This window comes from Labrys sp. E2SS-1L, assembly GCF_057073705.1.
Map to the genome: position 1 here is coordinate 5165851 of NZ_CP172712.1, position 23271 is coordinate 5189121.

At 61.5% G+C, this 23271-nt stretch carries 29 protein-coding genes and 1 tRNA gene; 11 read left to right on the forward strand and 19 right to left on the reverse strand.

Annotated elements, in window-relative coordinates; genetic code table 11:
- Window positions 1–320 precede the first annotated feature (320 nt).
- The 4 genes from ACIGJE_RS24140 (at window position 321) to ACIGJE_RS24155 (ending at window position 2832) form a co-directional block, all read left to right on the forward strand.
- Complete coding sequence (locus ACIGJE_RS24140; RefSeq protein ID WP_483678888.1) at window positions 321–593, forward strand: hypothetical protein; 273 nt, start codon at window positions 321–323, stop codon at window positions 591–593.
- Window positions 594–793: 200 nt separating this feature from the next.
- Window positions 794–1954: a hypothetical protein gene (locus ACIGJE_RS24145; protein ID WP_483678890.1), complete on the forward strand. Its 1161-nt coding sequence runs from the start codon at window positions 794–796 to the stop codon at window positions 1952–1954.
- Between the two features lie 4 nt (window positions 1955–1958).
- Window positions 1959–2432, forward strand: a complete 474-nt coding sequence (locus tag ACIGJE_RS24150; RefSeq protein WP_483678891.1) for a hypothetical protein — start codon at window positions 1959–1961, stop codon at window positions 2430–2432.
- A gap of 25 nt (window positions 2433–2457) precedes the next feature.
- Window positions 2458–2832 (forward strand): DUF3102 domain-containing protein, encoded by a 375-nt coding sequence (locus ACIGJE_RS24155; RefSeq protein ID WP_483678893.1) that lies wholly within the window; start codon window positions 2458–2460, stop codon window positions 2830–2832.
- On the opposite strand, the gene ACIGJE_RS24160 is transcribed toward ACIGJE_RS24155, so the two are convergent.
- The gene (locus ACIGJE_RS24160) at window positions 2780–3322 is read right to left on the reverse strand and encodes a hypothetical protein (RefSeq protein ID WP_483678895.1); all 543 of its coding nucleotides are present in this window, start codon (window positions 3320–3322) and stop codon (window positions 2780–2782) included. The two genes, ACIGJE_RS24155 and ACIGJE_RS24160, sit on opposite strands and share 53 nt — an antisense overlap.
- Window positions 3323–3621: 299 nt before the next feature.
- Here ACIGJE_RS24160 and ACIGJE_RS24165 point away from each other — a divergent pair, with 299 nt between their 5' ends.
- From ACIGJE_RS24165 to ACIGJE_RS24175, 3 genes are all read left to right on the forward strand, one after another.
- Window positions 3622–3894: a sunset domain-containing protein gene (locus ACIGJE_RS24165; protein ID WP_483678897.1), complete on the forward strand. Its 273-nt coding sequence runs from the start codon at window positions 3622–3624 to the stop codon at window positions 3892–3894.
- A 77-nt stretch (window positions 3895–3971) separates the two neighbouring features.
- Complete coding sequence (locus tag ACIGJE_RS24170; RefSeq protein ID WP_483678898.1) at window positions 3972–4307, forward strand: hypothetical protein; 336 nt, start codon at window positions 3972–3974, stop codon at window positions 4305–4307.
- Between the two features lie 192 nt (window positions 4308–4499).
- The gene (locus tag ACIGJE_RS24175) at window positions 4500–4748 is read left to right on the forward strand and encodes a helix-turn-helix transcriptional regulator (protein ID WP_483678900.1); all 249 of its coding nucleotides are present in this window, start codon (window positions 4500–4502) and stop codon (window positions 4746–4748) included.
- 86 nt (window positions 4749–4834) lie between these two features.
- Here ACIGJE_RS24175 and ACIGJE_RS24180 read toward each other — a convergent pair whose 3' ends face one another.
- The 12 genes from ACIGJE_RS24180 to ACIGJE_RS24235 form a co-directional block, all read right to left on the reverse strand.
- Window positions 4835–5092, reverse strand: coding sequence for a helix-turn-helix transcriptional regulator (locus ACIGJE_RS24180; protein ID WP_483678901.1), 258 nt, complete (start codon window positions 5090–5092; stop codon window positions 4835–4837).
- A 4-nt stretch (window positions 5093–5096) separates the two neighbouring features.
- Window positions 5097–5417: a hypothetical protein gene (locus ACIGJE_RS24185; RefSeq protein WP_483678903.1), complete on the reverse strand. Its 321-nt coding sequence runs from the start codon at window positions 5415–5417 to the stop codon at window positions 5097–5099.
- 362 nt (window positions 5418–5779) lie between these two features.
- Window positions 5780–6355, reverse strand: a complete 576-nt coding sequence (locus ACIGJE_RS24190; RefSeq protein WP_483678905.1) for a hypothetical protein — start codon at window positions 6353–6355, stop codon at window positions 5780–5782.
- Between the two features lie 207 nt (window positions 6356–6562).
- Window positions 6563–6639, reverse strand: a tRNA-Met gene (locus tag ACIGJE_RS24195).
- A gap of 124 nt (window positions 6640–6763) precedes the next feature.
- Window positions 6764–7552 (reverse strand): inositol monophosphatase family protein, encoded by a 789-nt coding sequence (locus tag ACIGJE_RS24200; protein ID WP_311940142.1) that lies wholly within the window; start codon window positions 7550–7552, stop codon window positions 6764–6766.
- Window positions 7553–7690: 138 nt separating this feature from the next.
- Complete coding sequence (locus tag ACIGJE_RS24205; RefSeq protein WP_483678906.1) at window positions 7691–8029, reverse strand: pyridoxamine 5'-phosphate oxidase family protein; 339 nt, start codon at window positions 8027–8029, stop codon at window positions 7691–7693.
- 39 nt (window positions 8030–8068) lie between these two features.
- Window positions 8069–8236 carry a pyridoxamine 5'-phosphate oxidase family protein gene (locus tag ACIGJE_RS24210; protein WP_483678908.1) on the reverse strand — a complete coding sequence of 56 codons (168 nt, stop codon included), beginning with the start codon at window positions 8234–8236 and terminating at the stop codon, window positions 8069–8071.
- Window positions 8237–8291: 55 nt separating this feature from the next.
- On the reverse strand, window positions 8292–9389 hold the full coding sequence (locus ACIGJE_RS24215) for a tetratricopeptide repeat protein (RefSeq protein ID WP_367625456.1): 1098 nt from the start codon (window positions 9387–9389) through the stop codon (window positions 8292–8294).
- On the reverse strand, window positions 9386–10036 hold the full coding sequence (locus tag ACIGJE_RS24220; RefSeq protein ID WP_367625455.1) for a thiamine phosphate synthase: 651 nt from the start codon (window positions 10034–10036) through the stop codon (window positions 9386–9388). Before ACIGJE_RS24220 ends, ACIGJE_RS24215 begins: the two co-directional genes overlap by 4 nt.
- A 129-nt stretch (window positions 10037–10165) precedes the next feature.
- Window positions 10166–11230, reverse strand: coding sequence for a class II fructose-bisphosphate aldolase (gene fba / locus ACIGJE_RS24225; protein ID WP_415086462.1), 1065 nt, complete (start codon window positions 11228–11230; stop codon window positions 10166–10168).
- A 50-nt stretch (window positions 11231–11280) separates the two neighbouring features.
- A complete protein-coding gene (locus tag ACIGJE_RS24230) occupies window positions 11281–12471 on the reverse strand; it encodes a phosphoglycerate kinase (protein ID WP_311939939.1) in 1191 nt (396 codons plus the stop codon).
- A gap of 226 nt (window positions 12472–12697) precedes the next feature.
- Complete coding sequence (locus ACIGJE_RS24235; protein ID WP_483678910.1) at window positions 12698–13594, reverse strand: LysR family transcriptional regulator; 897 nt, start codon at window positions 13592–13594, stop codon at window positions 12698–12700.
- Between the two features lie 97 nt (window positions 13595–13691).
- Here ACIGJE_RS24235 and ACIGJE_RS24240 point away from each other — a divergent pair, with 97 nt between their 5' ends.
- Window positions 13692–14567, forward strand: a complete 876-nt coding sequence (locus ACIGJE_RS24240; RefSeq protein WP_311939943.1) for an NmrA/HSCARG family protein — start codon at window positions 13692–13694, stop codon at window positions 14565–14567.
- Window positions 14568–14663: 96 nt separating this feature from the next.
- On the opposite strand, the gene ACIGJE_RS24245 is transcribed toward ACIGJE_RS24240, so the two are convergent.
- Both ACIGJE_RS24245 and ACIGJE_RS24250 read right to left on the reverse strand, forming a co-directional pair.
- Complete coding sequence (locus ACIGJE_RS24245; RefSeq protein WP_311939945.1) at window positions 14664–14843, reverse strand: DUF4177 domain-containing protein; 180 nt, start codon at window positions 14841–14843, stop codon at window positions 14664–14666.
- A gap of 48 nt (window positions 14844–14891) precedes the next feature.
- Entirely contained in the window at window positions 14892–15251 is a 360-nt protein-coding gene (locus ACIGJE_RS24250; protein ID WP_415086455.1) for an SPW repeat protein, read from the reverse strand.
- 108 nt (window positions 15252–15359) lie between these two features.
- On the opposite strand from ACIGJE_RS24250, the gene ACIGJE_RS24255 reads away from it, so the two are divergent.
- Window positions 15360–16100 carry a TetR/AcrR family transcriptional regulator gene (locus ACIGJE_RS24255; RefSeq protein WP_483678912.1) on the forward strand — a complete coding sequence of 247 codons (741 nt, stop codon included), beginning with the start codon at window positions 15360–15362 and terminating at the stop codon, window positions 16098–16100.
- A gap of 27 nt (window positions 16101–16127) precedes the next feature.
- Here ACIGJE_RS24255 and ACIGJE_RS24260 read toward each other — a convergent pair whose 3' ends face one another.
- From ACIGJE_RS24260 to tkt, 4 genes are all read right to left on the reverse strand, one after another.
- Window positions 16128–16841: a DUF3142 domain-containing protein gene (locus ACIGJE_RS24260; protein ID WP_483678913.1), complete on the reverse strand. Its 714-nt coding sequence runs from the start codon at window positions 16839–16841 to the stop codon at window positions 16128–16130.
- A 2-nt stretch (window positions 16842–16843) separates the two neighbouring features.
- On the reverse strand, window positions 16844–18961 hold the full coding sequence (locus ACIGJE_RS24265; RefSeq protein WP_483678914.1) for a PA5441 family protein: 2118 nt from the start codon (window positions 18959–18961) through the stop codon (window positions 16844–16846).
- A 160-nt stretch (window positions 18962–19121) separates the two neighbouring features.
- Entirely contained in the window at window positions 19122–20132 is a 1011-nt protein-coding gene (gene gap, locus ACIGJE_RS24270) for a type I glyceraldehyde-3-phosphate dehydrogenase (protein ID WP_311939954.1), read from the reverse strand.
- 137 nt (window positions 20133–20269) lie between these two features.
- Window positions 20270–22258, reverse strand: coding sequence for a transketolase (tkt, locus tag ACIGJE_RS24275; protein ID WP_483678916.1), 1989 nt, complete (start codon window positions 22256–22258; stop codon window positions 20270–20272).
- A gap of 294 nt (window positions 22259–22552) precedes the next feature.
- Here tkt and ACIGJE_RS24280 point away from each other — a divergent pair, with 294 nt between their 5' ends.
- Both ACIGJE_RS24280 and ACIGJE_RS24285 read left to right on the forward strand, forming a co-directional pair.
- A complete protein-coding gene (locus tag ACIGJE_RS24280) occupies window positions 22553–22804 on the forward strand; it encodes a DUF4164 family protein (RefSeq protein ID WP_376717717.1) in 252 nt (83 codons plus the stop codon).
- Window position 22805: 1 nt separating this feature from the next.
- Window positions 22806–23171: a cell division protein ZapA gene (locus ACIGJE_RS24285; protein ID WP_068285691.1), complete on the forward strand. Its 366-nt coding sequence runs from the start codon at window positions 22806–22808 to the stop codon at window positions 23169–23171.
- Window positions 23172–23271: the final 100 nt, after the last annotated feature.

Here is a 23271-nt window from a genome sequence, read left to right on the forward strand (position 1 = left end):
CAGCAAGAAGATGATCGTCGCTAGAAGCTTGAGCGTCAGCTTGGATCACACCACCACAGCCTGCGTTCCTCGCGCGCTGCGGCCCCGGCCTTCCAGGGCCGGGCCAGATCTTCCCGCACAAGCTGCATGCCGGCGTTTACGCCCGACGGGCTGTCGATCCCCCGACTACCTGCTCTTGCACTTGGGCTGGGCTGGCCCTATCTTCCGATCGTTCGCGGGATCACCGATATCTGCGCGGATCGCACCTTCGGGTGCCGGCATGGCTCGGCAAGGCGTGGCTTCTTCCCCTGCAACGTGCAGGTCTTTCGAAGGGTCACCCCATGAATATCATTACCTTCCCGGCGAAGGCCGGTCGTCGTCACCATGCTGCCGTGCGCAAAGCTTCCCACGCCGTAACCAAGTGTGCCACACCCCCGGCGGCCAACGGGCTTGATGTTGGCGAAGCCAGTGAGATCGTGGCGGATCCACCTAGTGCTCGACCGCCCACGATCAGGGTGCACACCGTGCCCATTCCTGAACCCAAAACTATGAAGGTGCGGGTCACGATGGAGCCAATTCAGCATCGGCCCGTGAAGCTGAAGGACATAGTCTGACGGCCCTCAGAGCCACCTATCGCGACGACCTTGCCCGGCCCATCGAGGGTCGGGCTTTTTGCTGCTAGCATGCCGAACAACGTCGCTCGTTATGATTGTTCCTTGGATATCGCAAATATCGTCAATTCTGACCGTTGACCAATTCTCTAACTCGACTACAGGATCTTCATGCGAGTTTGAGGAAGTTCCGGAGAGATCAGATGCCAGATCGGAAGCAAACCATCGAGTTTGATTTCAACACCAAATTTATTCAACCGGACACCCGTGTATGGGTGGCATTCCCAGGCAACCGCTACAAATTTTTTGATCATTTTAACAATCAAGGCGTCATCTTTGGTGATTTTCCTGGATTATTAATTGATAAATTTGACCTATCGGACGATACTAGTTTAAAAAAATGGCTAGCTCTGTCTGACAAAGTTAGAAATTATTATATCGATAGAAAGGCGGAGGAAAATTATCCTTCTTTGGATCCAAATGATTATTCTGGATATAGTTGGACAGGAAAGCGCCTGAACTCCAAGGGAGTGGCCTTGGGATTGTATTCCAGGGCCCAAAAAGGCGATTTGGTAATTGTTACCACAAAGGGCCAAGCGTGGGGACAAACCATTGTCGGCGAGCTTCAGGACGGCCCTGAAGATATCGTGTTCACTACCTATGAGCAATATACCCGCAATGATCAGCGCGAACGAATTCCCGCGCGCCGCATAAAATGGCTGGGCAGCGTCGCTAACCACACTCTCCCTGAAGAAGTCGTTCGTCATTTGGTATCACCCAACGCATTTTCGCTTCTCGGAAAACAGTACGAGGACCTGTTTTTTGCGGCCGCATACGAAAATTATTTCAAAGTAAACAATTCTACTTCTCTGTTTGATGTTAAATCTGAGCGTTTTTCTACAATACCGGATATGTATTTAAAGATTATCGCTAACTTTGCGGCTGAAGTTAGCAGGGGATTTGAAACGGATAGATTGGAGGACGTATTGTCGAAGTCACTCGAAGAGTGGCTGTTAGACCTTGCTGACGATGATTATACAGCCGATCAAAAAATCAGCATTAACTCTCCCGGCACAAATCTCTTGAAATGTCTGCGGATGACGCCCATATTGGCCGCGATGCTTTTTGCCGTCATGCAGTACCCTGCAGCCGAATTGCAGGCATCAAACTTGGAGTTTGTGAACTCGGCGGCGGGAGGAGAGTTGGATAAATGCGACATCCCAGTTGCCGAGGCATCAAAGCTAGTCGCCCAAACTATGGCGCTTGACAAGCTTGAAAAGCTCTGCCGTGTGGCTGTCAAGGCCAAACAGCTTGGACAAGTGCAGACACCGATTACTTCCAAGGTAAAGCGCCGCGAGAAGTAGGTAAATGCTCAGGAAACTTCAAGATATTCTGATTGATGACAAGGTACGCATATGGCACCTTATAGTAGGTGGCATATTTATGCTCGCCGCAACCACTATAATTAATTACTATATATCAAACGCATCTTCGTATGGCGCTTTGATTGCGGAAAGATCGCGCGACCTAGTTACGAGCTCTGCAGATTTTGAAAATAGGTTGAATTCGCTGTTTGTGTCAGGGAACAGCTTTGAAAGTTTAGACCGAGATCAATATAAAAAATTAAATGAGAATATTGAAACACAAATCTCGTCGCTAAATAAGCTCTCGCCAATATTAAAAGACGATCAAAAGAAGATTGCCGAAGAATATCAACAGGTCCTTGTAAATCTTAGAGACGACCTTAGCTCCGGGCTTACACCTGAAAACACCAAACGATTTGGAACAAACGCTATTCTTCTTACAGTCAAGCGCCAAGCCCTGCTTAGCGCCCTCTCCTAAGATCTGCGCACCCGCGAAATTGCACATGCGATCGGCCGCCGAAAGCATCATCGAGGTTGGCCTCGCACTGAAGCGCCAGAAGGAACGCTTGCCCCACGGCATGTTCCTGCCGTGGATCGAGGCTGAGTTCGATATGAGCCAACGCACCGCGTACAACATGATGAATGTTGCTGACCGGTTCGCGGGAAAAGTTGCAACCGTTGCAAGTTTGGCTCCGAAAGCGCTCTACGAACTCGCGGCCCCCAAGACGCCCGACGAGGTCCGCGAAGAAGTTGAGCGCCTCATCGCCGCAGGCGAGGTCGTCACCGCCGCGACGGTGCGGGATCTGCACACCGAGCTTCCAATGTCTATCGAAGTGGGGTCTTGCCTATCGCAATCGCCCCGTCGATTGCGTCTCTAGCGAAAGCAGCGGAGTAGCCTGCGCGTTCATTGGATTGTGCTAAGGCTTTCATTAGGTCTTCGGCACCTTTGTCATCCGGTCCCGTGCGCTCCAGGAATTTGGTAGCCGCTTCATTGAAGCGCTTATCTATTTCGATGCTATCGAAGCCGAGCTTCGCAAACCTCAGCTTCTCTATCCCGTCGTCCAAAAGGGCGATAGCCTGCTCGGAATGATAAAGGCTTCTATACTGCTGGAGCGTTTCGATAGCGGCCTCACAATCTTGTGCGGTCCTTGGCCGCCGATCACCGTCAATCGTAGCTACGACCTTAGCACGTACTTCGAGAACTTCAGCCTTCATCAAGTCATTGTCGGTTTCCCAGTGTGCCTTGACCCATTCTGATGCCAGATTGCCGACAATCCCACTTAAAAAGAAGATTGTCCCGACGAACGCTTCACGCCGTGTCGGTAGCCATCCAGTGCCCTGTTTATCGGCACCCTGCGCTTGGTTCATTCTGCCATTCCCGCCTTTAGGAACGATAGTATGCGCCGAGGTTGATGGTGCACAATACTGATCGCCCTACAATGTCCATGATCGTGGCTTCGCTCGCACCGCCAGAACAGTCAGGACTTTTTTGGTTAGACAGCGCGGTGATCTTGAAATCCGAGGCCTTACCGGCCGAGTAAGACGGTCTGCGAATTTCACGGCGCGATCACGCCAGATGTTGATGAAGCCGGGCATGGTCTGAGGAAACGACGATGTACCGGAACCCTTTGCGCAGCTGGCGACGAACTGGCCGTAAGGCACCCCTCGTGATCGCTGCGCTTGCGGTGACGGCGCTCGGGGCGACCGGTGGCGCCGTGCTGCCGCCCGAAACAGCTGGCGAGGCAGCCTCCGCCTCGGCAGCAGCCGACCCGTCATCCTGCAACATCAAGGGCAATGTCTCGACCAGCGGCGAGCGCATCTATCACATGCCAGGCCAGAAATATTACGCCAGAACGGCCATCAGCGCCCGACACGGGGAACGTTGGTTTTGCAGCGAGGCCGAAGCCCGTGCCGCTGGCTGGCGAAGGTCGAAGCGGTAGCGCACGCAGATCAGCATTGACGCCACGATAGAGGTCCGCCGATATCCGTCGTGTGAATATTTGGCTGGGGAGCCATCATGCATCGTTCAAGATTATGTCTGACGGTTGCCGCTGCGATCGTCGTGTCTGGGCGCGTCGAATATCCAAATGCTAATGATCCTGCGACCGCAGCGGCCTATGCAAGCTGGAAGGAGTGCACTCGCAAGGAAGCAGTGGCTATGGCTTATGTGAACCAGAAGCCGGGCTGGGTGGCAGCTGAAGCCATGGTCCGATGCTATCATCAAGAGGTCGTCTTCAAAGAGAAGGCGGGCATGGCCGAATACTCATCGAACATGAACCAGTTGAAGAGTTTTCGATGGAGGGATCTGGTGATCATTGTGCTGGATATGCGTGCCAAGCGCCAAGCGCGATAACTGCCGGGTACAAGCCTGCACGGGCCGTTTATGGCGATGCGCCCGCCTTGTGACAGCGCGGCGGGCCTGAAGCCCGCCAGCGGCCACGGTAGGGCACGGGAAGGGCATCCGACGGAAGCGCCCTGCTCAAGGCTTGGATCCTCGCCAATCCGGCCATACTCTCGCCGGGGATCCCTTTGCAGCCGGTGCACAATGGCCGATCGTAGAGAAGTTCTGCCGATTTCTCTGCCGCCTCGCGGTCTCAACCGCGAGCAGGCGGCGCGGTACGTCGGAGTTTCGCCCACAACGTTCGACACTCTAGTGAAGGATGGGGCCATGCCGAAGCCGAAAAGGCTGTTGTCCAGAACCGTCTGGGATCGGCACGCCCTCGATTTGGCTTTCGATGCCATCGATAGCGATGAGCCGGCGGAAGCACCCAACCCGTGGGATGCTTATGAATGAGGCGATCGCCCCGCTGCCATTGCGTAACCGTGCCGACGGGACGGACGGCTGGGGCGACTTCGCATAGAGTGATCTGAAGCGGCAGCCTATTCGAAGTCATCCCAGCCTTGCAGCTGTGGATCCTGCTGTTCGGCATCTCCGTCCGGCAGAGCGTCAAAGGCTAGATCTAGCTTCAGCCGATCCCAGACCCTTCGCGCATTGACTTGCTTTGGACCTGGCATTCGACCGTCGGCGACCATTTGGTCGAACAGGGAAGGCGACACGCCAATGTAGCGCGCCGCTTCCTCACGATTGAGCCCCCTTGGAGGGAGCGAGATCGGAAGGATGTCGCGGCGCTCTTTCATTATGTCACTTCCCTGACTTGGCCGACAGCCGGACCAAATAGGTGCTCGGATAGACCATGTATTCAGTCTCATCCCAGCGTATCCAAGCCCAATGGCGATCCATCCCCAGTACCGTAGCGGGCCGTTTCGACGGATCTTTCTCATAGAAGACACGATCGCCGGGCGCGAGCGCCCTCTCGACCACATCCTCGATCTCCTCGATGCAGACCTTCGCCTGGTCGCCTGCGCGCGTCTTGACGGTCATGCGTCCGCGTTCAGCAGTGACCACCGTCGCCGTCATCAGAACGACGTCGCCGGCTTGAAGAATTTCTCGTATATGCACCATTTCGCCTCTCCGTAGCTTGAAGCCCGAGCCGGTATGCCCGGCCGGGCGGCGGGAGGTTCGAAACCTGGAACCCAAGGGAACAGGCGGGATTATTCCCCCAAAGGGGTGTTGTATTCTCCGCCCTCCCGCCATAGCGAAAGGCAAAAAAATAGCGCCGTAGCAATATAGCCGGCGCTTACGCGCCTTGGGTGTTCAGGGGTTTCGACGCCCCACATGATCAACGATCATGCACGACGAGCAAGCACCAGTTGCCCAAGGCTGTCAAGCTCACTCCACAGAAAATTTAGTCAGCTACCCTACCGCCGTGGCGTGAAAAATTCGTTACGCACCTGGCATATCGACGGCAAGAGGTCCTTGAAGTGCTAACGGATAAACCTTTGACACAGGTCTTCAGCTAACTCTCTGGGGATATCTGGCACAACGGACGTCAGTAGGCCGGCGGTCCATTTGAAGAAATGGGGTTCCGTCAACCTGACCTTCCGAATTGCATCGCGATCGATGGCAAAAAGCTCTTCAATCTTTTGCTTTGCCTGCAAATAGGACGGCATGGTGGTGAGATAGATCAAACCCATGTCGTGCGACATCTTGTCGGCGAACCATGTTGCTAGGCCCTCTTCGGCAACATTGGCTTGAGCACTTCCGCTTGGTGAAAGAAGGTGCACGCTTTCATGAGCGAGTTGAAAGGCCGCCCAATTCGGATCCGCACGGGTCTCATCGCCGAGCATAATGGAAACATTCCCACAATTGCCAGGATACCAAATCTCTGGACCACTACGACCAAACTCGATCCCTAAGGGGGTGTAATCCTTGTTGCGCGGTCCAAATTCGGCCTGCAGGGTTCTAAGAAATACCCCCAGTAGCGTTGTTAGAGAGTAACTGTGCCCACCCTCAATTGGGATGGTGTTGAAGCCCATTGCGGGCCCTTCGGTAAATTCCATCTCCCCCCCTCGGAGAATGCCGACTGCCGGAACAGACGACGAATTCGCCATGCATTTCGTGTTGCAGTTCATGTCGCAAGGATTTGCGAGCAGCCCTGAGAACCCATTGGAAACACGATGAAATTTGCGGAAACCGCGTGCAACATGCCCGAAAAAGAAAAAGCGACCTCGCATGACGCTAGGTCGCTGATATCATTAGGAAAATTTTGGTAGCGGGAGAGGGACTTGAACCCCCGACACGCGGATTATGATTCCGCTGCTCTAACCAGCTGAGCTACCCCGCCACGAGGCCCGGCGCTGCCGGACGGGCGGCTTATGCAAGGCTGGGCCGAAACTGTCAAGCGGGTGGGAGAGGAAATCTTCTCCCCTCCCCGTTTTTGCTACGGTTTCGCCCCTGCGGCCGCCCTGTCAGGCCTTGGCGAAGAGGCCGAGCAGCCCCTTGTGGATGGCCTCGTTGCCGGCCACGATGTCACCGGTGTCCAGCATGGTGTCGCCGCCACGGATGTCGCTGACGAAGCCGCCGGCTTCACGCACCAGCACGATGCCGGCCGCCAGGTCCCAGGAGGAGAGCCAGCGCGAGGCAAGGCCGTCGAGGCGGCCGGAAGCGACATAGGCCAGGTCCAGGGCAGAAGCGCCGAAATTGCGCACGCCGGCGACCTTGCCCATCACGGCGCCGAGATCGGCAAGATTGGTCTGGTGCTGGCCGCGGCCGAGGCGCGCCAGGCTCATGCCCACCATGGAATCCTCCATCAGGCGGCGGCCGGAGACGCGGATGCGACGTTCGTTGTGAAAGGCGCCCTTGCCGCGCTCAGCCACGAACAGGTCCTCGGTGGCGGGATTGTAGACGACGCCGGCCACCAGCAGGCCCTCGCGCTCCAGCGCCACCGAAACCGCGAAGAAGGGCACGCCATGCAGGAAATTGGTGGTGCCGTCGAGCGGATCGATATGCCAGCGATGGGTCTTGTCCGCGCCTTCGACGACGCCCGCCTCCTCCATCACGAAGCCATAGCCCGGGCGGGCCCGCTCCAGTTCCTGATGCAGCGTGCGCTCGGCCTTCTTGTCGGCGATGGAGACGAAATCGCCCGGCCCCTTGGCCGAGACCTGCAGGTTCTCCAGCTCGCCGAAATCGCGCTTGAGACCCTTGCCGGCCTTGAGCACGGCAGCAACCATCACATTCATCAAAGGTGAACGCAGCATCATGGAACTTTCAAATAACGGTCGCCCCGGAGATCGGGGCGCGGGAATGGGAAGCGGCCTGTCTAATGGAAAATGCCGCCGATATGAACGGGAAAATGCGACCGGTGTGAAAATTCGAATCGCCGCGGCCTGCGACGCTCACAAGGCCTGATAGTAAGCTTTCCAATGGCTACGCAGCGCCTCTTCCTCGGTGCCGATGTCATAGGCGGGCGAGGAGATCGGCTTCACGGCCTCGACGCGCACCCGCACGAAATGGCGGATACGCTCGGCCAGCGGGCCCCAGCGATCGAAAGCGGGGCGCAGGGCCGCAAAAGCCTCGCTCTCGCGCGAGATGATCTCGCAGCGGCCACGGATGCGCACGCCCTTGCGGGCGAGCACATCGACGAAATTGATCTCCACCACCGGGCACTCGCGGATGTTGCGCAGGGTGCCGGGGGAGCGTGCCTCTCCGAAAACGACATGGTGGTCGTCCAGCACCAGAGCAAAGCGCGTTTTAGTAGAAACGCCCTTTTGCTCTCACTCTTTGGCTCGACGCGTCTTTGCGATTCGAGGTGAGGCCTCAAATCGCAAAACGCTTGGCATCATGCCCTTGGGCGACAGATTGGGCGTGCCGTCGGAATTGACGCTCGCCACATAGCCGAGCGAATGGCGCTCGATCACTGCCCTCGCCGCTGCATCCAGCACCGTCGGCCTCCCCTTGTCGATCCCCTGGCCACCCCGCGGAAAATACCGGTTGGCATCACATGCCGTAGAAGCGGGCCCCCTGAATGGCCGCCGCCCGTACCTCCGGCGTCTGCCGTGCGACATATTCGTCGAGCTGCTTGTCCTCGAGCCCGGCCGCCTTGGCGAGCAGATGCCACATGCAGGCCAGAACCGGATTGGGCGCCAGGCCCATGCCGGCCGCATACATGCGCGCCAGGCGGTTGCGGGCGATCGGCGAACCGCGCAGCGCGGCGCGCTCGAACCAATCGGCCGCCATTTCCTGGTCGCGCGGCACGCCCTCGCCGTTGAAGAGGGCGATGGCATATTCCACCATGCCGTCGACATTGTTCGTATTGGCCGAGGCGAGGAAGTAGTCGGCCGCTTTCTTCTTGTCGAGCGTGACGCCCTTGCCTTCCTTGGTGAGTACGCCGAGCGAGTAGAGGGCATCGCCATTGTTGGCGAGCGCCGCCTGGCTGAAACGCTTATAGGCGGTGGCATAATCGGGCGGGCCATTCGTCGTGCGCAGGGCGATGATGCCGAGATTATAGGCCGCCTCCGGCACGCCCAGCTCGGCGGCGCGGTTGAGCAGCAACATGCCGCCCGGCTCGTCCTTGGGTACGGTCTTGCCCAGGAGCTTGGTCATGCCATAGGCGAACATGGCATTGCGGTCACCACGCTCGGCCGCCTCGGAATACCACTGCGCCGCCTTTGCCGGATCGGGCGGCACACCCAGGCCATTGGCATAGAGCTGCGCGATCAAGGTCATCGCCGCAGGATCCTTGTCGGATACCACGCGCTTGGTGGCCTCCTCCAGCGCCTTGAGATAGTAGCCGCGCTGGAAGGCGCCATAAGCCAGATCCGGTGGCGGACCTGCCGGTGCGGCGGGAGCCGCAGCCTCCGCAGGCTTGGCCGAATCGGCCGGAGCGGCGGCTTCGCCAGGCGTACCCTCCGCCGGCTTGGCAGCGTCAGGCGCAGGCTGTGCCGGCGTGCCCGTCTGCGCCGGCTTGACAGCCTCGCCGCCATCGGCGCCGGCGGATTGCGCGGCATCGGCCGGAGCCGATGGCTCCGCCCGGCCCGGCAGCGAGGCAAGAAGGACGGGCAGCGCCAGCGCGGCTGCAACAGCGATGCGCTTCATGCGAGACTCCCTCTCTGCTTCAGCAGCCGGTCCGCCAGCGCAACCGCTTCGGCAGGCCCCTGCTCGTGATTCCAGACGGCATTACCGAGCGCCACGAAATCGGCACCGGCGTCGGCGAGCAGCGGCACGGCCGCCAGATCCGGCGCAAAGGCGACGCAGGGCACCTCGAAAAGCTCGGACCACCAGGCGGTGCGCTCAACCACCCCCTCAAGCGGCGGCAGGCGCCCGTCGCGCGCCGGCTCACCGAACATGACATAGTCGACCCCGCTTTCGGCGACGGTCATGGCCTCATCGCGCGTCCGGATGCCGCCTGACCCGACGATGCGCTCCGGCTTGAAGCTGTCGAGTGCATCGGCGAGGCCCTTGCGGCCGTCATTGAGATGCACGCCGTCGGCACCCGCTCGTGCCACCACGGCGCTCCAGCCGCTGACGAGCAGCGCCGCGCCGGCGCCTTGCACCACCGGCGCGATCTCCTTGATCAGCTTCTTGGCGCTGCTGTCGTCGCCGGCCACCGGCGTGAACAGCACGCAGGCAATGTCGCCGGCCGACAGCGCGGCCCGCAGGGCCGGCAGGAAGGCAGCGACATCGTCGATGGCAGGGGTGACCAGATAGATCTGGACGGGGGGGCGGGGTGGAACTTCAGCCATGGCAGGAATCCCGGGTGTCCTTCTTCTCACTACGGCATCGGGGCCGATCCCGGAATCGGCGCCGATGCTGTAAGGTTTCGCCATCGCTTCGCATCGACTGGGGAACGCGAAACGGTTTTCCGGCGCCGCTCAAGCGAATTTCGGCTCGAACTTGCCGGCCTTGTAGTCCTTGGCCATCTCGTGAAGCGGAATGACCTTGATCTTGGCAGCCTGGCCGGCCGTGCCGAATTCCTCATAGCGCTGCTTGCACAGCTTGATCATCGCATCCTGGGCTGGCTTGAGATATTTGCGCGGATCAAATTCGCCCGGATTTTCGGCAAAGATGCGGCGGATCTGGCCGGTGATCGCCATGCGGCAATCGGTATCGATATTCACCTTGCGCACGCCATGCTTGATGCCGAGCTGGATTTCCTCCACCGGCACGCCCCAGGTCTGCGGCATCTCGCCGCCATATTTGTTGATGATGTCCTGGAGTTCCTGCGGCACCGAGGAGGAGCCATGCATGACCAGGTGCATCTCGGGCATGCGCTGGTTGATCTCCTTGATGACATTCATCGCCAGGATGGCGCCATCGGGCTTGCGCGAGAACTTGTAGGCGCCATGCGAGGTGCCCATGGCGATGGCGAGCGCATCGACCTTGGTGTCCTTGACGAACCTCACCGCCTCGTCGGGATCGGTGAGCAGCAGGTCATGCGAGAGCTCGCCTTCGGCACCATGGCCGTCCTCGGCCTCGCTCATGCCGCTTTCCAGGCTGCCGAGCACGCCGAGCTCGCCCTCCACCGAGGCGCCGACCCAATGGGCCATGTCGACGACACGGCGGGTGATGCCGGCATTATAGGCATAGTCGGCCGGCGTCTTGCCGTCCTCCTTGAGCGAGCCGTCCATCATCACCGAGGTGAAGCCGGCCTGGATGGCAGTCAGGCAGGTGGCTTCGTTGTTGCCATGGTCCTGATGCACGCAGACCGGGATGTCGGGATAGATCTCGACCGCCGCATCCATCATCTTGGTCAGCATGACGTCGTTGGCATATTGGCGCGCCCCGCGGGAGGCCTGCATGATCACCGGCGAGCCGGTGGCCTTGGCGGCCTCCATGATGGCGATCACCTGCTCCATATTGTTGATGTTGAAGGCAGGGACGCCATAGCCTTGCTCGGCGGCATGGTCGAGCAGCTGGCGAAGGGTGATGCGTGCCATTGCGAGATCTCCGAGACGATCGGCGTGGACGGCGAGCCGTACGGCGCCGTTCAGGCGCGCAGGATCTCCACACCCGGCAACGGCTTGCCTTCCAGCCATTCCAGGAAAGCGCCGCCCGCGGTCGAGACATAGGAGAACTGGTCGGCGACCCCGGCATGGTTGAGCGCCGCCACCGTGTCGCCGCCGCCGGCAACCGACAGCAGCTTGCCGGCCTTGGTGCGCGCAGCGACATGCTTGGCCGCCGCCACCGTGCCGTGGTCGAAGGGGTGCAGCTCGAAAGCCCCCAGCGGGCCGTTCCACACCAGCGTCTCCGCCTCGTCGATGGCGCCCTTGATGCGCTCCACCGATTGCGGGCCGGCATCGAGGATCATGCCGTCGAGCGGGATCGAATCGAGGCCATAGGCATGGTTCGGCGCATCGGCGGCGAAATGATAGGCCACCACGGCGTCGACGGGCAGGATGATGGCGCAATTGGCCTTCTCCGCCTTGGCGAGGATGGAGCGGGCGGTATCGGCAAGGTCACGCTCGGCCAGCGATTTGCCGACGCCGACGCCCTGGGCATGCAGGAAGGTGTTGGCCATGCCGCCGCCGATGATCAGGGCATCGACCTTGGCGACGAGATTGCCGAGGAGCTCGAGCTTGGTCGAGACCTTGGCGCCGCCGACCACCGCGACGACCGGGCGCTTGGGCTGTTCGAGGGCGCGGGACAGCGCCTCGATCTCGGCCTGCATGGTGCGGCCGGCATAGGCGGGCAGGACGTGCCCGAGGCCTTCGGTGGAGGCATGGGCGCGATGCGCAGCCGAGAAGGCATCGTTCACCCAGATATCGCCATTGGCGGCCAGCGCCTTGACGAAGTCCGGATCGTTCTTTTCCTCGCCCGGATGGAAGCGGGTGTTCTCCAGGCAGAGGATGTCGCCCGGCTGCATCGCCGCCACCGCCTTGGCCGCGGCTTCGCCGATGCAGTCCTCGGCAAAGGCGACCGGCCGCTTGGCGATCTCGGCGAGCTTGGCGGCGACGGGCTTCAGGCTTTCCTTGGGGTCCACGCCCTTGGGCCGGCCGAAATGGGCGAGCAGAATGACCTTGGCCTTGGCACGAGCGAGTTCGAGGACGGTGGGGATGATGCGCTCGATGCGGGTGGCATCGCCGACGACACCGTTCTCCATCGGGACGTTCAGGTCGACGCGGACCAGAACGCGCTTGTTTTCCACATTCACGTCGTCGAGGGTGCGAAAAGCGCTCATGCCTGTCCTGTCCATCTGTTTTCGGCAAAGTGCCCGAGGCGTCAGCATGGATTGGCACCAAGCCATACTCACCACACGCCCTAGCACACCCCGCCTGCCTCGCAAAATCACCGGCGAGCAATAGAGCAAGCCGGCGGATCGATAAAGCGTTCAAGACGGCCGAAGGATCTAAATTGCATCGAGAGATAGCTCGGCACGGACATATCGATCCTTTCGGCGTCGGCACTCATCGGAACAATTGCGTGTCGAGCTTTCGCACCGCCAGCTCGATGAAAGCCTTGATCAGAGGCGACAGATGCCGGCTGCTGGGATAGACGACATAGAGACCACCGGCTGACATGGTATGATCTTCGAGAATACGCTGCAGCCGCCCATCCTGCAGGGCCGGTCTTGCGAGCTGGTGGGGCAGTTGGGCGATGCCATAGCCGGCAATGGTCGCCGATAGCGCCGAATGCATGTCGTTGACGGCAAAGCGGCCTGAAACTGCCACTGTTTCCTGGCTCTCCGGCCCCTCAAGCAGCCATGACGCCCCCTCCACCGAGGGGCCGACGATCACGCAGGCATGCCGGGCGAGATCCGCTGGCACCTGCGGCGTTCCGAATCGCGTGAGATAGTCCGGGCTGGCGCACAAAATTCGATGCGTGGTGCCAAGCTTGCGCGCGATCAAAGTGGAATCCGGCAGGATCCCGGTCCGGAAGGCCAGATCGATGCCATGCTCGATCAGGTTGAGCCGGTCGTCGGTCAGGATCAATTCAGCCTTGGTCTTGGGATGGGCGGCCAGGAAGTCGAACACGGCACTGTTGAGCAGATGATCGGCAAATCCGGCAGGGGCGGAGATGCGGATCGTCCCCGAAGGTTCCGTTCTTGCTTCGGCAAGGCGCAGGTTTGCCTCGTCGATCAGCCTCAGCGCCTCGCTGCTGCGTTCGTAATAGAGACGCCCGGCCTCCGTCATGGCGAGGCTCCGCGTCGTGCGCTGCAGCAAGCGCGCACCGACGGCCTGTTCGAGTGCGGCGATCCGGCGGCTCACTGTCGTCTTGGGCGCGCGGAGCAGCCGGGCAGCCCCGGTGAAACTGCCGGCCTCGACCACCCGGGCAAAGACCAGAATATCGTTGAGATCGAGCATTATATCCAAATTTGGGACGATGTTTTCCGATAATAGCCCATTATGGTTCGATGCGGCAGCGCTAAATTGGCTTCATCACAAGCAATGGAGCGATGCAATGACCACGAAGCGGACTATATTGGTGACCGGCGCCACGGGTCAGCAGGGAGGTGCCGTTACCCGCGCCCTGCTTTCCAGGGGACACAACGTCAAGGCATTGAGCCGCAGGCCCGACAGTGCCGGCGCGCAGGCCCTGGCGGCGGCGGGTGCACAGATCGTGCCTGGCGATCTCGACGACACGGCCTCGATCGTCAAGGCAGCCAGCAACGTCGACACCATGTTCCTGATGGGAACCATGCTGGCTGATGGCACAGACGGAGAAACCCGCCAGGGCATCGCCGCCGCCGATGCGGCCAAGGCGGCCGGCATCGGGCATCTGATCTACTCGTCGGTCGCCGACGCCGACAAGGCCACCGGCATTCCGCATTTCGACAGCAAATATCAGGTCGAACGGCATATTGCGGGGCTGGGTGTGCCCTATACGATCAGCGCCCCAGTCTTTTTCATGGAAAACATCGTGGCCTCCTGGTCGATCGGCGGCCTGCGCCAAGGCGTGCACGCCCTCGCTGTCCCGGCCAAGCGCGCCTTGCAGCAGGTGGCGCTGGCCGATATCGGTGCGTTCAACGCCGCTCTGGTCGAGCGTCGCGAAAGGGTCTTCGGCAAACGCTTCGACTATGCAGGAGACGAACTTTCCGGTGAGGAACAAGTGCGAATTCTCTCGCAGGCAACCGGCCGTCCGATCCGTTACCAGGAAGTGCCGACCGCCGCGATCCGCCAGCAGAGCGAGGATGCCGCCATCATGTTCGAGTGGTTCGATCGGATCGGCTACGACGTCGACATCGCTGCCCTGCGCAGGGATTTTCCCGAGGTGAACTGGCACAGCTTCGCCGATTGGGCCGGCAGCTTCGACTGGCGCATCCTCGACCCGCAGTGAACCCGGAGCCACTGCCAGCGGCGGTGATGCACATGACGGCGCCGGGATGACGGGGCGCCGTCGGCTCGAAACGGCAGGCGCACCGGTCCGCCGCCGTCAGACCCTTTTGCGCTCGAGCAGCACCGGCAGATCCTCCACTGCGAAAGACGGGTGGATCCTCAGATCGATGCTGACGACCCGCCAGCCCTCGGCCGCATATTCGTTCAGCCGCTGCACGATATAGGCGGAGCGATCGGCCCGGTCGGCGACGTGGATCTTTTCGAGACGATACTCCATCACAAAAGCCTCCTTTGTCGGCAAGGCAGGCGAGCAGTGCGTTCGGCTTCAACTCGTCCGGGCATGGCGAAAACGCCACTCAGCCGCCAGGGAAATCACGATCACCAGCCCGCCCACCAGCCAATGGGCGCGTTCGGCCGCTGTGTCGGAGGAAAAGCGCAGCACCCATGGCGCCACGATGAGCCAGAGGCCCAGTCCCAGCGTCACCCATTCCTCCCATTGCCTGGCCTCGCTCAAAGCCGCCAAGGCCAGATAGGCAAGCAGGAAAGCCATCACCCAGGCGTGCCAAGTCGGCACCTCCATCGCCCTGAACCCGGCGAGCCAGGGCGTACTGAACAGACCGAGTGCCAGCAGGAGCAGCAGCCAATCCTGTACCCGCTTTCCGGAAAAAAGAGTCGAAATCATCATGGTCTCCACGGTTGTCGCAAACGTGCTTGTGCATGACATTTATATCGTAATACGATATAAATTTCCAATGCGAAGCTATCGCTCGCGAGGCTGTGAAGGGAGCCGACCGTGACTGCAGATCCCAACTCCGACCTATCCTCCCCTCTCATGACAATGAAGGGCAGTGACGATGCGATCGTCTGCGCCCGGCACTTGCTGCGTGCCGCCCGGAGGAAGTTCTTCACCAGGCCCTACGATGCCGTCAGCATGGAGGACATCGCCGCAAGTGCCGGCATTGCCGAGGCCAAGGCTTGCGGCCTGTTTGCCAGCAAGGAAGAGCTGTTCGCATCGCTCGTCGTGCAGGAGATGGCCGCCGCTGCGGTCGAGATCTGGTGCAGAACGATCGGATCGACCGACATGGAAACCGTCTTGCTGCAGGTGGCGCGCAACTATGTCGGACTGTTCGGCTCGAACCGGGCCACGGAGATCTATCGCTCGCTGATCTGCGTGTCGGCACGCTTTCCCCATCTCGGCCGCATCATCTACGAGCACGGCGCACGGGTGCTGCTCGAAAGATTGTCCGCCTATATCGCGGCCCGCAGCGCGGAAGGCTGCCTGGCCGTCTCCGATCCCGATCTCGCCGCGCAGCAATTCCTGAGCCTGGTCCACGGCAATCTGCACCTGCGCGAAGTGCTCGCCGCCCAGCCCGTCAGCGATGCCGAGATCGACCGCGTGATCGAAAGCGGCGTCCGGCTCTTCCTGGCCGGATATCGGCGGGACCAGCACCAGGAGTCACGCGCAGCGCGCTCCGAACATCTCGGGAGATCTGCCGATGAGTGCCGCTCCGCCGGCGGCGCGACATCTCATTGAACGAGCGGCAACCGCATGATCCCAAGATCAAGGCCGCGCCGGATTCTGCAGGAACACGACATAGCCGCGAAACCAGGGATTGGCGGTGAGGCCAGGCGGCTCCTGCCAGTCGCCGGCCTGCACGAGGCCGATGCGGAAGGGCATCCGCAGCCGGCCCAAACGCGAAAGATAGGCGGCATAGCCGGGGATCGTGCGGCGTCCCTGATAGGTCTGGATGATCACTTCGTCGACGACGCCGCCGAGCGCTTCCAGCCCCTTGGGATCGCCATTGCTGCTCCAATCCATCAGGCCGGTAATGCCGAGCCTGTACTCCGCCGGCAATTGGCGGCGCAGGCCCGCGAGGAAGGAAGCGTAGCTCTCCAGATGGCGCGTCCGGGCGTCGAAATCGATCTGCAGGCCGATGACGCGGTTGCCTGCCGCACGCCAGCGCCCGAGCTGGGCGAGAACCTGGCCGTAGATCTGCGGCGGCCATGCCAGGGTCTCGACACGCACCACCAGCCACAACGGCGTATCGGGAAGGTGGGGAACGGCGCTTCGCCGCGAAAGGAGGCGAACCGGTTCCCGGGCACCGACCTCCGACGCAAGGAGATAGAGCTCGCGGGCCCGTGCGAGTTCGGGCTGCGTCCTCACGCCCGCCCACAACCAGAAACTGTAATGGCGGGCGGCATCGACGGGAGCTTCCGCGGCCGCGACACCGCCAGCCGCCAGGGCAATGACGAGGGCACACGCCGAGCGCAGCATGTCTACCAGTAATATTCGAGAGACTGCGCCCAACGTGATTGCGCATAATCGCGTTTCAGCTTCTGGAACCAGGCCTTTCGCTGGGCAACGGGCACGACACTGTCGTCGCAGCCATTCTTGCTCGTCGGCGCGAAGCACCAGATGGCACGATAGAGAGCATAGGCCTTTTGATCGGCGGTCGCACCCGCCGCGCCTACAACGGAGCGATACACTTCGAGCCGCGAGAATTTCCGGCCCGGGAAAAGTACCCCATTGCCACCGAGTTCATCCTTCGCCGGCAGCGTGTCCAAGAAAGCCTGATCGAGGCCGTTGAGACGGATGAACTCCCCCAGACACAAGCGTGCCCCGATGTGGCGTGGAGTGGCGGACAGCGTTGCAATGCTGCTCTTGAGATCGGGGCAAGGGAAATCCGACGCCGTTTGCGGTTTGATGAACACATCCGAGGATGGCGCGCCGTCGCCTTCGGCGTCACCGGGATCCGCCTCAGGCTTGGCATCGGTGGGCACCAGCGCCAAATCCCCTGGAAAGGCCTTGTAGGCGCCGCGGGTGAGATCGCGATAGAGCAGCGTATAAAGGGCGGTCGCCCGCTCGGCCGGCGAGGCGGCGGTATCCTTTGCCTGGCCGCGCAGCAATTGGGGACCGGCGCTGTAGCGCAGCAAGGTTTGTCGAATGGTCTCGTTGCGCACCGGCGAGGCCGGCTCGAAGAGCCGTTCGGGCTTGCCCGCCCGCTCGTCATGCAGGGCCAGGGCAAGCTCGATGACGACACGCTGGCTGGTTGGGTTCGCCCCACCGACGAGATCGAGCCAAAAGCCGCGGGCATTGCGGTCCTTCACAGAATCCAACGCGACCCCACGCAACACCTGCCGGCTGAATTCCAAGTTGTCATAGTTTTTCTGCTGCGCCCGATCGGCGATGAGGCCCAGCACGGCGCGCGGCTGGCGGGCGACATGCAACTGATAGGACGCGAGCAGAAAATCGAACAGCTCCGTCTTGCCTGCGAAGAATTCACGTTGCCCGTTCAGCTCATCCAAGGTCAGGGCCTTGCTGCAGCACGCTTCGCCGCTGAGGGCGCCGCCCTTGCGCATGCGAACCAGGTCCAGGGTCGCCAGCAGCAAAGGCGAGCGCACCTGTTCGGTCCCAAGCAGGGGCAGCAGCTTGGTATCCAGTTCCTCGGCAAGGTCGGCAGCGGAAACGCCCCGTTCGCTCGCCTTCTGGCCCAACAGGCGCTCATAGTCGGCGAGCAGCTTGGCGTTGGCGCCGCTCATCCAATAGACCCGGCGCAGCAGACCGCGGGCAGAGGCGGCATAGCGCCCGTTCGGATAGGCTGTCAGATAGCCCTGCAGGGCCGTTTCCGCCTCGGTCGCCTTGCCGATGTCGCGCTGCGCAACCTCCCTCAGATTGCCATACTCGTCGAAGGCACCAGCCTGCAGCCTGTTCACCTCGACGCGGCCCAGAAGATAGCGTCCGCTCTCCTTCAGCCAAGGTTGGGCAGAACCGCCCAGGGCTGCAAAATGCCGGGCAGCGGTGTCGAAATCGCCGGCATAGAAGGCCGCCGCTCCCGACAGGTAGGCGGCAAAGTCCTTGGCCAGGGGCGAGCGCGCATGCGCGGCGGCCGCGGAAACGGCCTCCTGGCCAGCGCCGGCTCCCGTGCAATCGGGCCTGAGGCCCTGCCGGGCGGCGATCAACTCGTCCCTTTCGCCCGCCGTCACGCCCTGCTCCGCCTTGAGCGTCGCCACGAAATCGGCGGCGCCTGCATCATTGCTGCGGCAGCGCGAGCCCTCGCCCGCAGCGTAGGGCCCATTGCCGCCGATTGCAGCCGAGGGATAGAGCGTGCCGCGGAAGGTCGCCCAATCGCTCGGTTCTATGAGCGTCTTTTCCGCACCCTCCTGATCCGGCCGAACCGGGGCAGGCTGCTTGTCCTCCAGATCGGCGAGCAGGAGCAGCAGATTGGCGCGCGTGTCATTACCGGGCTGCAGGACGGCCAGATTGCTGCAGCTGTTGGATTCGGTACCCGCCACTCTCCAGCCCGGTTTGCAGTCGCTATCGGAACTGGCTCGAGCCGCCATCGGGCTCAAAACGACGAAGAGCAGAACGAACAACCAGACGCCTCGCCGAGCCATGTGGCTTCACTCCCCTTCGCTGCAGCACCAGTCAATCACAGCCGCCTGCCCGGGGACAAGCAACCGATTTCGGCCGGCAGTACTTCCGGTCAGGAAGCTACTCAAAAGAAAAGGTGCCGCAGTTACCCGCGGCACCTTGCTCATTTCATTGAAAACGAACTCAGATCAGGCTGGCGAAATGCACCGCCGTGTCGGACATGCGGTTCGAGAAGCCCCACTCGTTGTCGTACCAGGTCAGGATGCGCACGAACTTCTCGTCGATGACCTTGGTCTGGTCGAGCGCGAAGATCGAGGACGCCGGGTTGTGGTTGAAGTCGCGGCTCACCAGCGGCTCGTCGGTATAGGTCAGCACGCCCTTCAGCGGGCCGCGCTTGGCAGCCTTGATGATGGCCTCGTTGACCTTCTCGACGCTGGTCTTCTTCTTGGTGTTGATCTTGAGGTCGACCACCGAGACGTTGGGCGTAGGCACGCGGACCGAGGTGCCGTCGAGACGGCCCTTGAGCTCGGGCATCACCAGGCCGACGGCCTTGGCGGCGCCGGTCGAGGTCGGGATCATCGACAGCGCCGCAGCGCGGGCGCGGTAGAGATCCTTGTGCATCTGGTCCAGCGAGGGCTGGTCATTGGTGTAGGAGTGGATCGTGGTCATGAAGCCGCGCTCGATGCCGAAGGCATCGTGCAGCACCTTGGCCACCGGCGTCAGGCAGTTGGTGGTGCAGGAAGCGTTGGAGATGACCAGATGGTCCTTGGTCAGGTCCTGGTGGTTGACGCCATAGACCACGGTGAGGTCGGCACCGTCGCAGGGCGCGGAGACGATCACGCGCTTGGCGCCGGCCTTGAGATGGGCGGCCGCCTTGTCGCGGGACGTGAAGATGCCGGTGCATTCCATCGCGATGTCGATGTTCAGCTCCTTGTGGGGAAGCTGGGCCGGATCCTTGATCGCAGTGACCTTGATCTTCTTGCCCTGCACGACGATGGAATCGCCCTCGACCTTCACCTCGGCGGGGAAAGTGCCATGGATCGAATCGTAGCGCAGCAGATGGGCGTTGGTCTCCACCGGCCCGAGGTCGTTGATGGCGACGACTTCGATATCCTTGCGCTTGCCTTCGACGATGGCGCGCAGGATGTTGCGGCCGATGCGGCCGAAGCCGTTGATGGCGACACGAACTGTCATCCGATATTTCCTTTCTCTGCCTTCAGCTAGAGCATTTTCCGGAAAAGCCGATCGACTTCTCGATTAGGAAAACGCGTCAAAACAAAGAGTTAGAGCGGAGCGCACTCATATGCGCCCCGCCCGTTTACAGCTCATGCTCAGCCGTTGTGGCGGCGCAGGGCGGTTTCGGCCACGGCTTCCGCCGTGATGCCAAAATGGTTGTAGAGGTCCTTGATGGGGCCGGAGGCGCCGAAACCGGTCATGCCGACAAAGCCGCCATCGGGACCGATCACGGCATCCCAGCCGAAGCGGACGGCCGCTTCCACGGCGACCTTCACCGGTGCATCGCCGATGATCTTGGCCTTGACCTCTTCCGGCTGTGCCAGGAGCAGTTCCAGCGAAGGCACCGAGACCACACGGGTCGGCACGCCGCGCTGGTTCAGGATGGAGCGGGCATTCATGGCGATCTCGACCTCGGAGCCCGAAGCGAACAGCGTCACCGCGGCCTTGCCGCCGCCGGTGCCCGCCAGCTCATAGGCGCCCTGAGCGCACAGATTGGCCGTGGTGGCTTCGCGCAGCAGAGGCAGATTCTGGCGAGTCAGCGCCAGGATGGTCGGGCCGTTGGTGCGCTCCAGCGCGAGCTGCCAGCACTCGGCGGTCTCGATCGCGTCGCAGGGACGGAAGACGCGCATGTTCGGGATCGCGCGGCAGGCGGCCAGATGCTCGACCGGCTGGTGGGTCGGGCCGTCCTCGCCGAGACCGATCGAGTCATGGGTCATGACATAGACCGGGCAGGTGCCCATCAAAGCCGCCAGGCGAATGGCCGGGCGGGCATAGTCGGTGAAGACGAAGAAGGTGCCGCCGGCGGGCACGAAGCCGCCATGCAGATAGATGCCGTTCATCGCGGCGGCCATGCCATGCTCGCGAATGCCCCAATGGATATAGCGTCCCTTGAAATCCTTCGGGGTGATCTCGACCAGGCCCTTGGCCTTGGTGTTGTTGGAGGGCGTCAGGTCGGCCGAGCCGAGCACCAGTTCCGGCATGACCTCGACGATGACGTTGAGAGCCGCTTCGGACGACTTGCGGGTGGCCATCGCGGTGGGATTGGCGGCGAGCGCCTTCTTGTGGGCGAGGATGGCCTTGCCGAGCTTGGCGGGGCGCACGTGATCCATGCGGCGCGTGAACTCGGCCTGCTTGCGCTCGGAGAGGGTCGCGAAACGCTCTTCCCAGGCCTGACGGGCGCTGGCGCCACGCGAGCCGGCCTCGCGCCAGGCCTTGAGCACGTCGGCGGGCACCTCGAAGGGTGCACCGGTAATGCCGAGATTCTCCTTGGAGAGCTTGGCTTCTTCCGGCCCGAGCGGCTCGCCATGGGCCTTGGAGGTGCCGGCGCGGTGGGGCGAACCGAAGCCGATGGTGGTCTTGCAGGCGATCAGCGTCGGCTTGTTCGACTTCTGGGCGGCCTCGATGGCGGCAGCGATGGCATCTTGGTCATGGCCGTCGACGTTCACGGCGCGCCAGCCGGCGGACTGGAAGCGCTTGATCTGGTCGACCGAGTCCGAAAGCGTCAGCGGGCCGTCGATGGAGATGCCGTTGTGATCCCACAGGACGATCATCTTGTTGAGCTTGTAGTGGCCGGCGAGCGCGATCGCCTCCTGGCTGACGCCTTCCATCAGGTCGCCGTCGGAAGCGATCACATAGGTGAAATGGTCGACCACCTTCTTGCCGAACTGGGCAGCCAGCATCTTCTCGGCGAAGGCAAAGCCGACGGCGGTGGAGATGCCCTGGCCGAGCGGGCCGGTGGTGGTCTCGACGCCGACGGTGTGGAAGTTCTCCGGATGGCCGGGGGTCTTGTGGCCAAGCTGGCGGAAATGCTTGAGCTCCTCGACCGTCATGCCCGGCACGCCGGTCAGATAGAGCAGCGAATAGAGCAGCATCGAGCCGTGGCCGGCCGACAGAATGAAGCGATCGCGATCGGCCCAATGGGGATTGGCGGCATCGAACTTCAGGAAACGCGTGAACAGGACGGTGGCGACATCGGCCATGCCCATGGGCATGCCGGGATGGCCGGACTTGGCGGCCTCAACCCCATCAATCGCCAAGCCACGGATGGCGTTGGCCAGGCGGTTCTGCATTTCGGTGAGTGCCATGGAGTGTTTCCTGATGAAATTCGCCGGAATTTGGCAAAAAGAGCGGTGGGTTCTTAGCACCTCATCCCCGACTGTCAATGATCCCCGGGCTTGTGCCTGAAATTCACGCAACCGATGGTGGGGTGATCGAAAGCAGGAGGTATCATCAGGGGAAGGCCGGCGGCTTTCGCTTGGCCGTGGTGCGAAACCGCGATACTTTGATATTTAAGCAAAAACGCGGAGCGGTCCCGTCATGATTCGATGGAATGCCGCCATAGGGAAAGAGTGAGTAGGCCCTTGTCTGTGGATGCAGCCTTGCAACGATTGAATACGGCCCTGGCCCAGCTCGAGGAGGCCGCCGAACATCGCGCGGAACTCGATCGCACCATCGGCGGACATCGCATCGAAGTGCAGGCACTCTCGGAGGATCGCAACCGTCTAGCTCTGGAACTCGACGCGAGCTATGCACGGTTCGCTGCTATGGAAACCGCCAATCGCGATGTATCGCGACGCCTCGACCAGGCGATGGATTCCATCCGTTACGTGCTTGAGCCGCAGGACAGCTAGCATGGCGCATGTATCCGTTACCATTGCGGGCCGCGCCTATCGCATGGCGTGCGACGAGGGCCAGGAAGAACATCTCCTCGGCCTCGGTCGTCAGCTCGACGCCAAGATCGATGCCCTGCGTTCCTCTTTCGGCGAGATCGGCGACATGCGCCTTGCCGTGATGGCCGGCATCATGGTCGCAGACGAATTGTCGGAAATGCAGCGGCGGGCGGCTTCCCTGCAGCATGATCTCGATGAATTGCGCCAGACCCGCGACAATGCGCTGCAGCGCGAGCAGCAGACCCAGATGCGCGTGACGCAGGCCCTGACGGACGCCGCCAGCCGAGTCGAGAAGCTGATCGATTCCTTGTCCAAGACCGGCGTCTAGCGCTTCCGTATTTTCTGGGATCGCAGGCATCCCTGCTTGCTCTTGGAAACACTGTGCTTGCAGAAACGGCAGACAATCGCGACATGCAAGCACGTCGCTG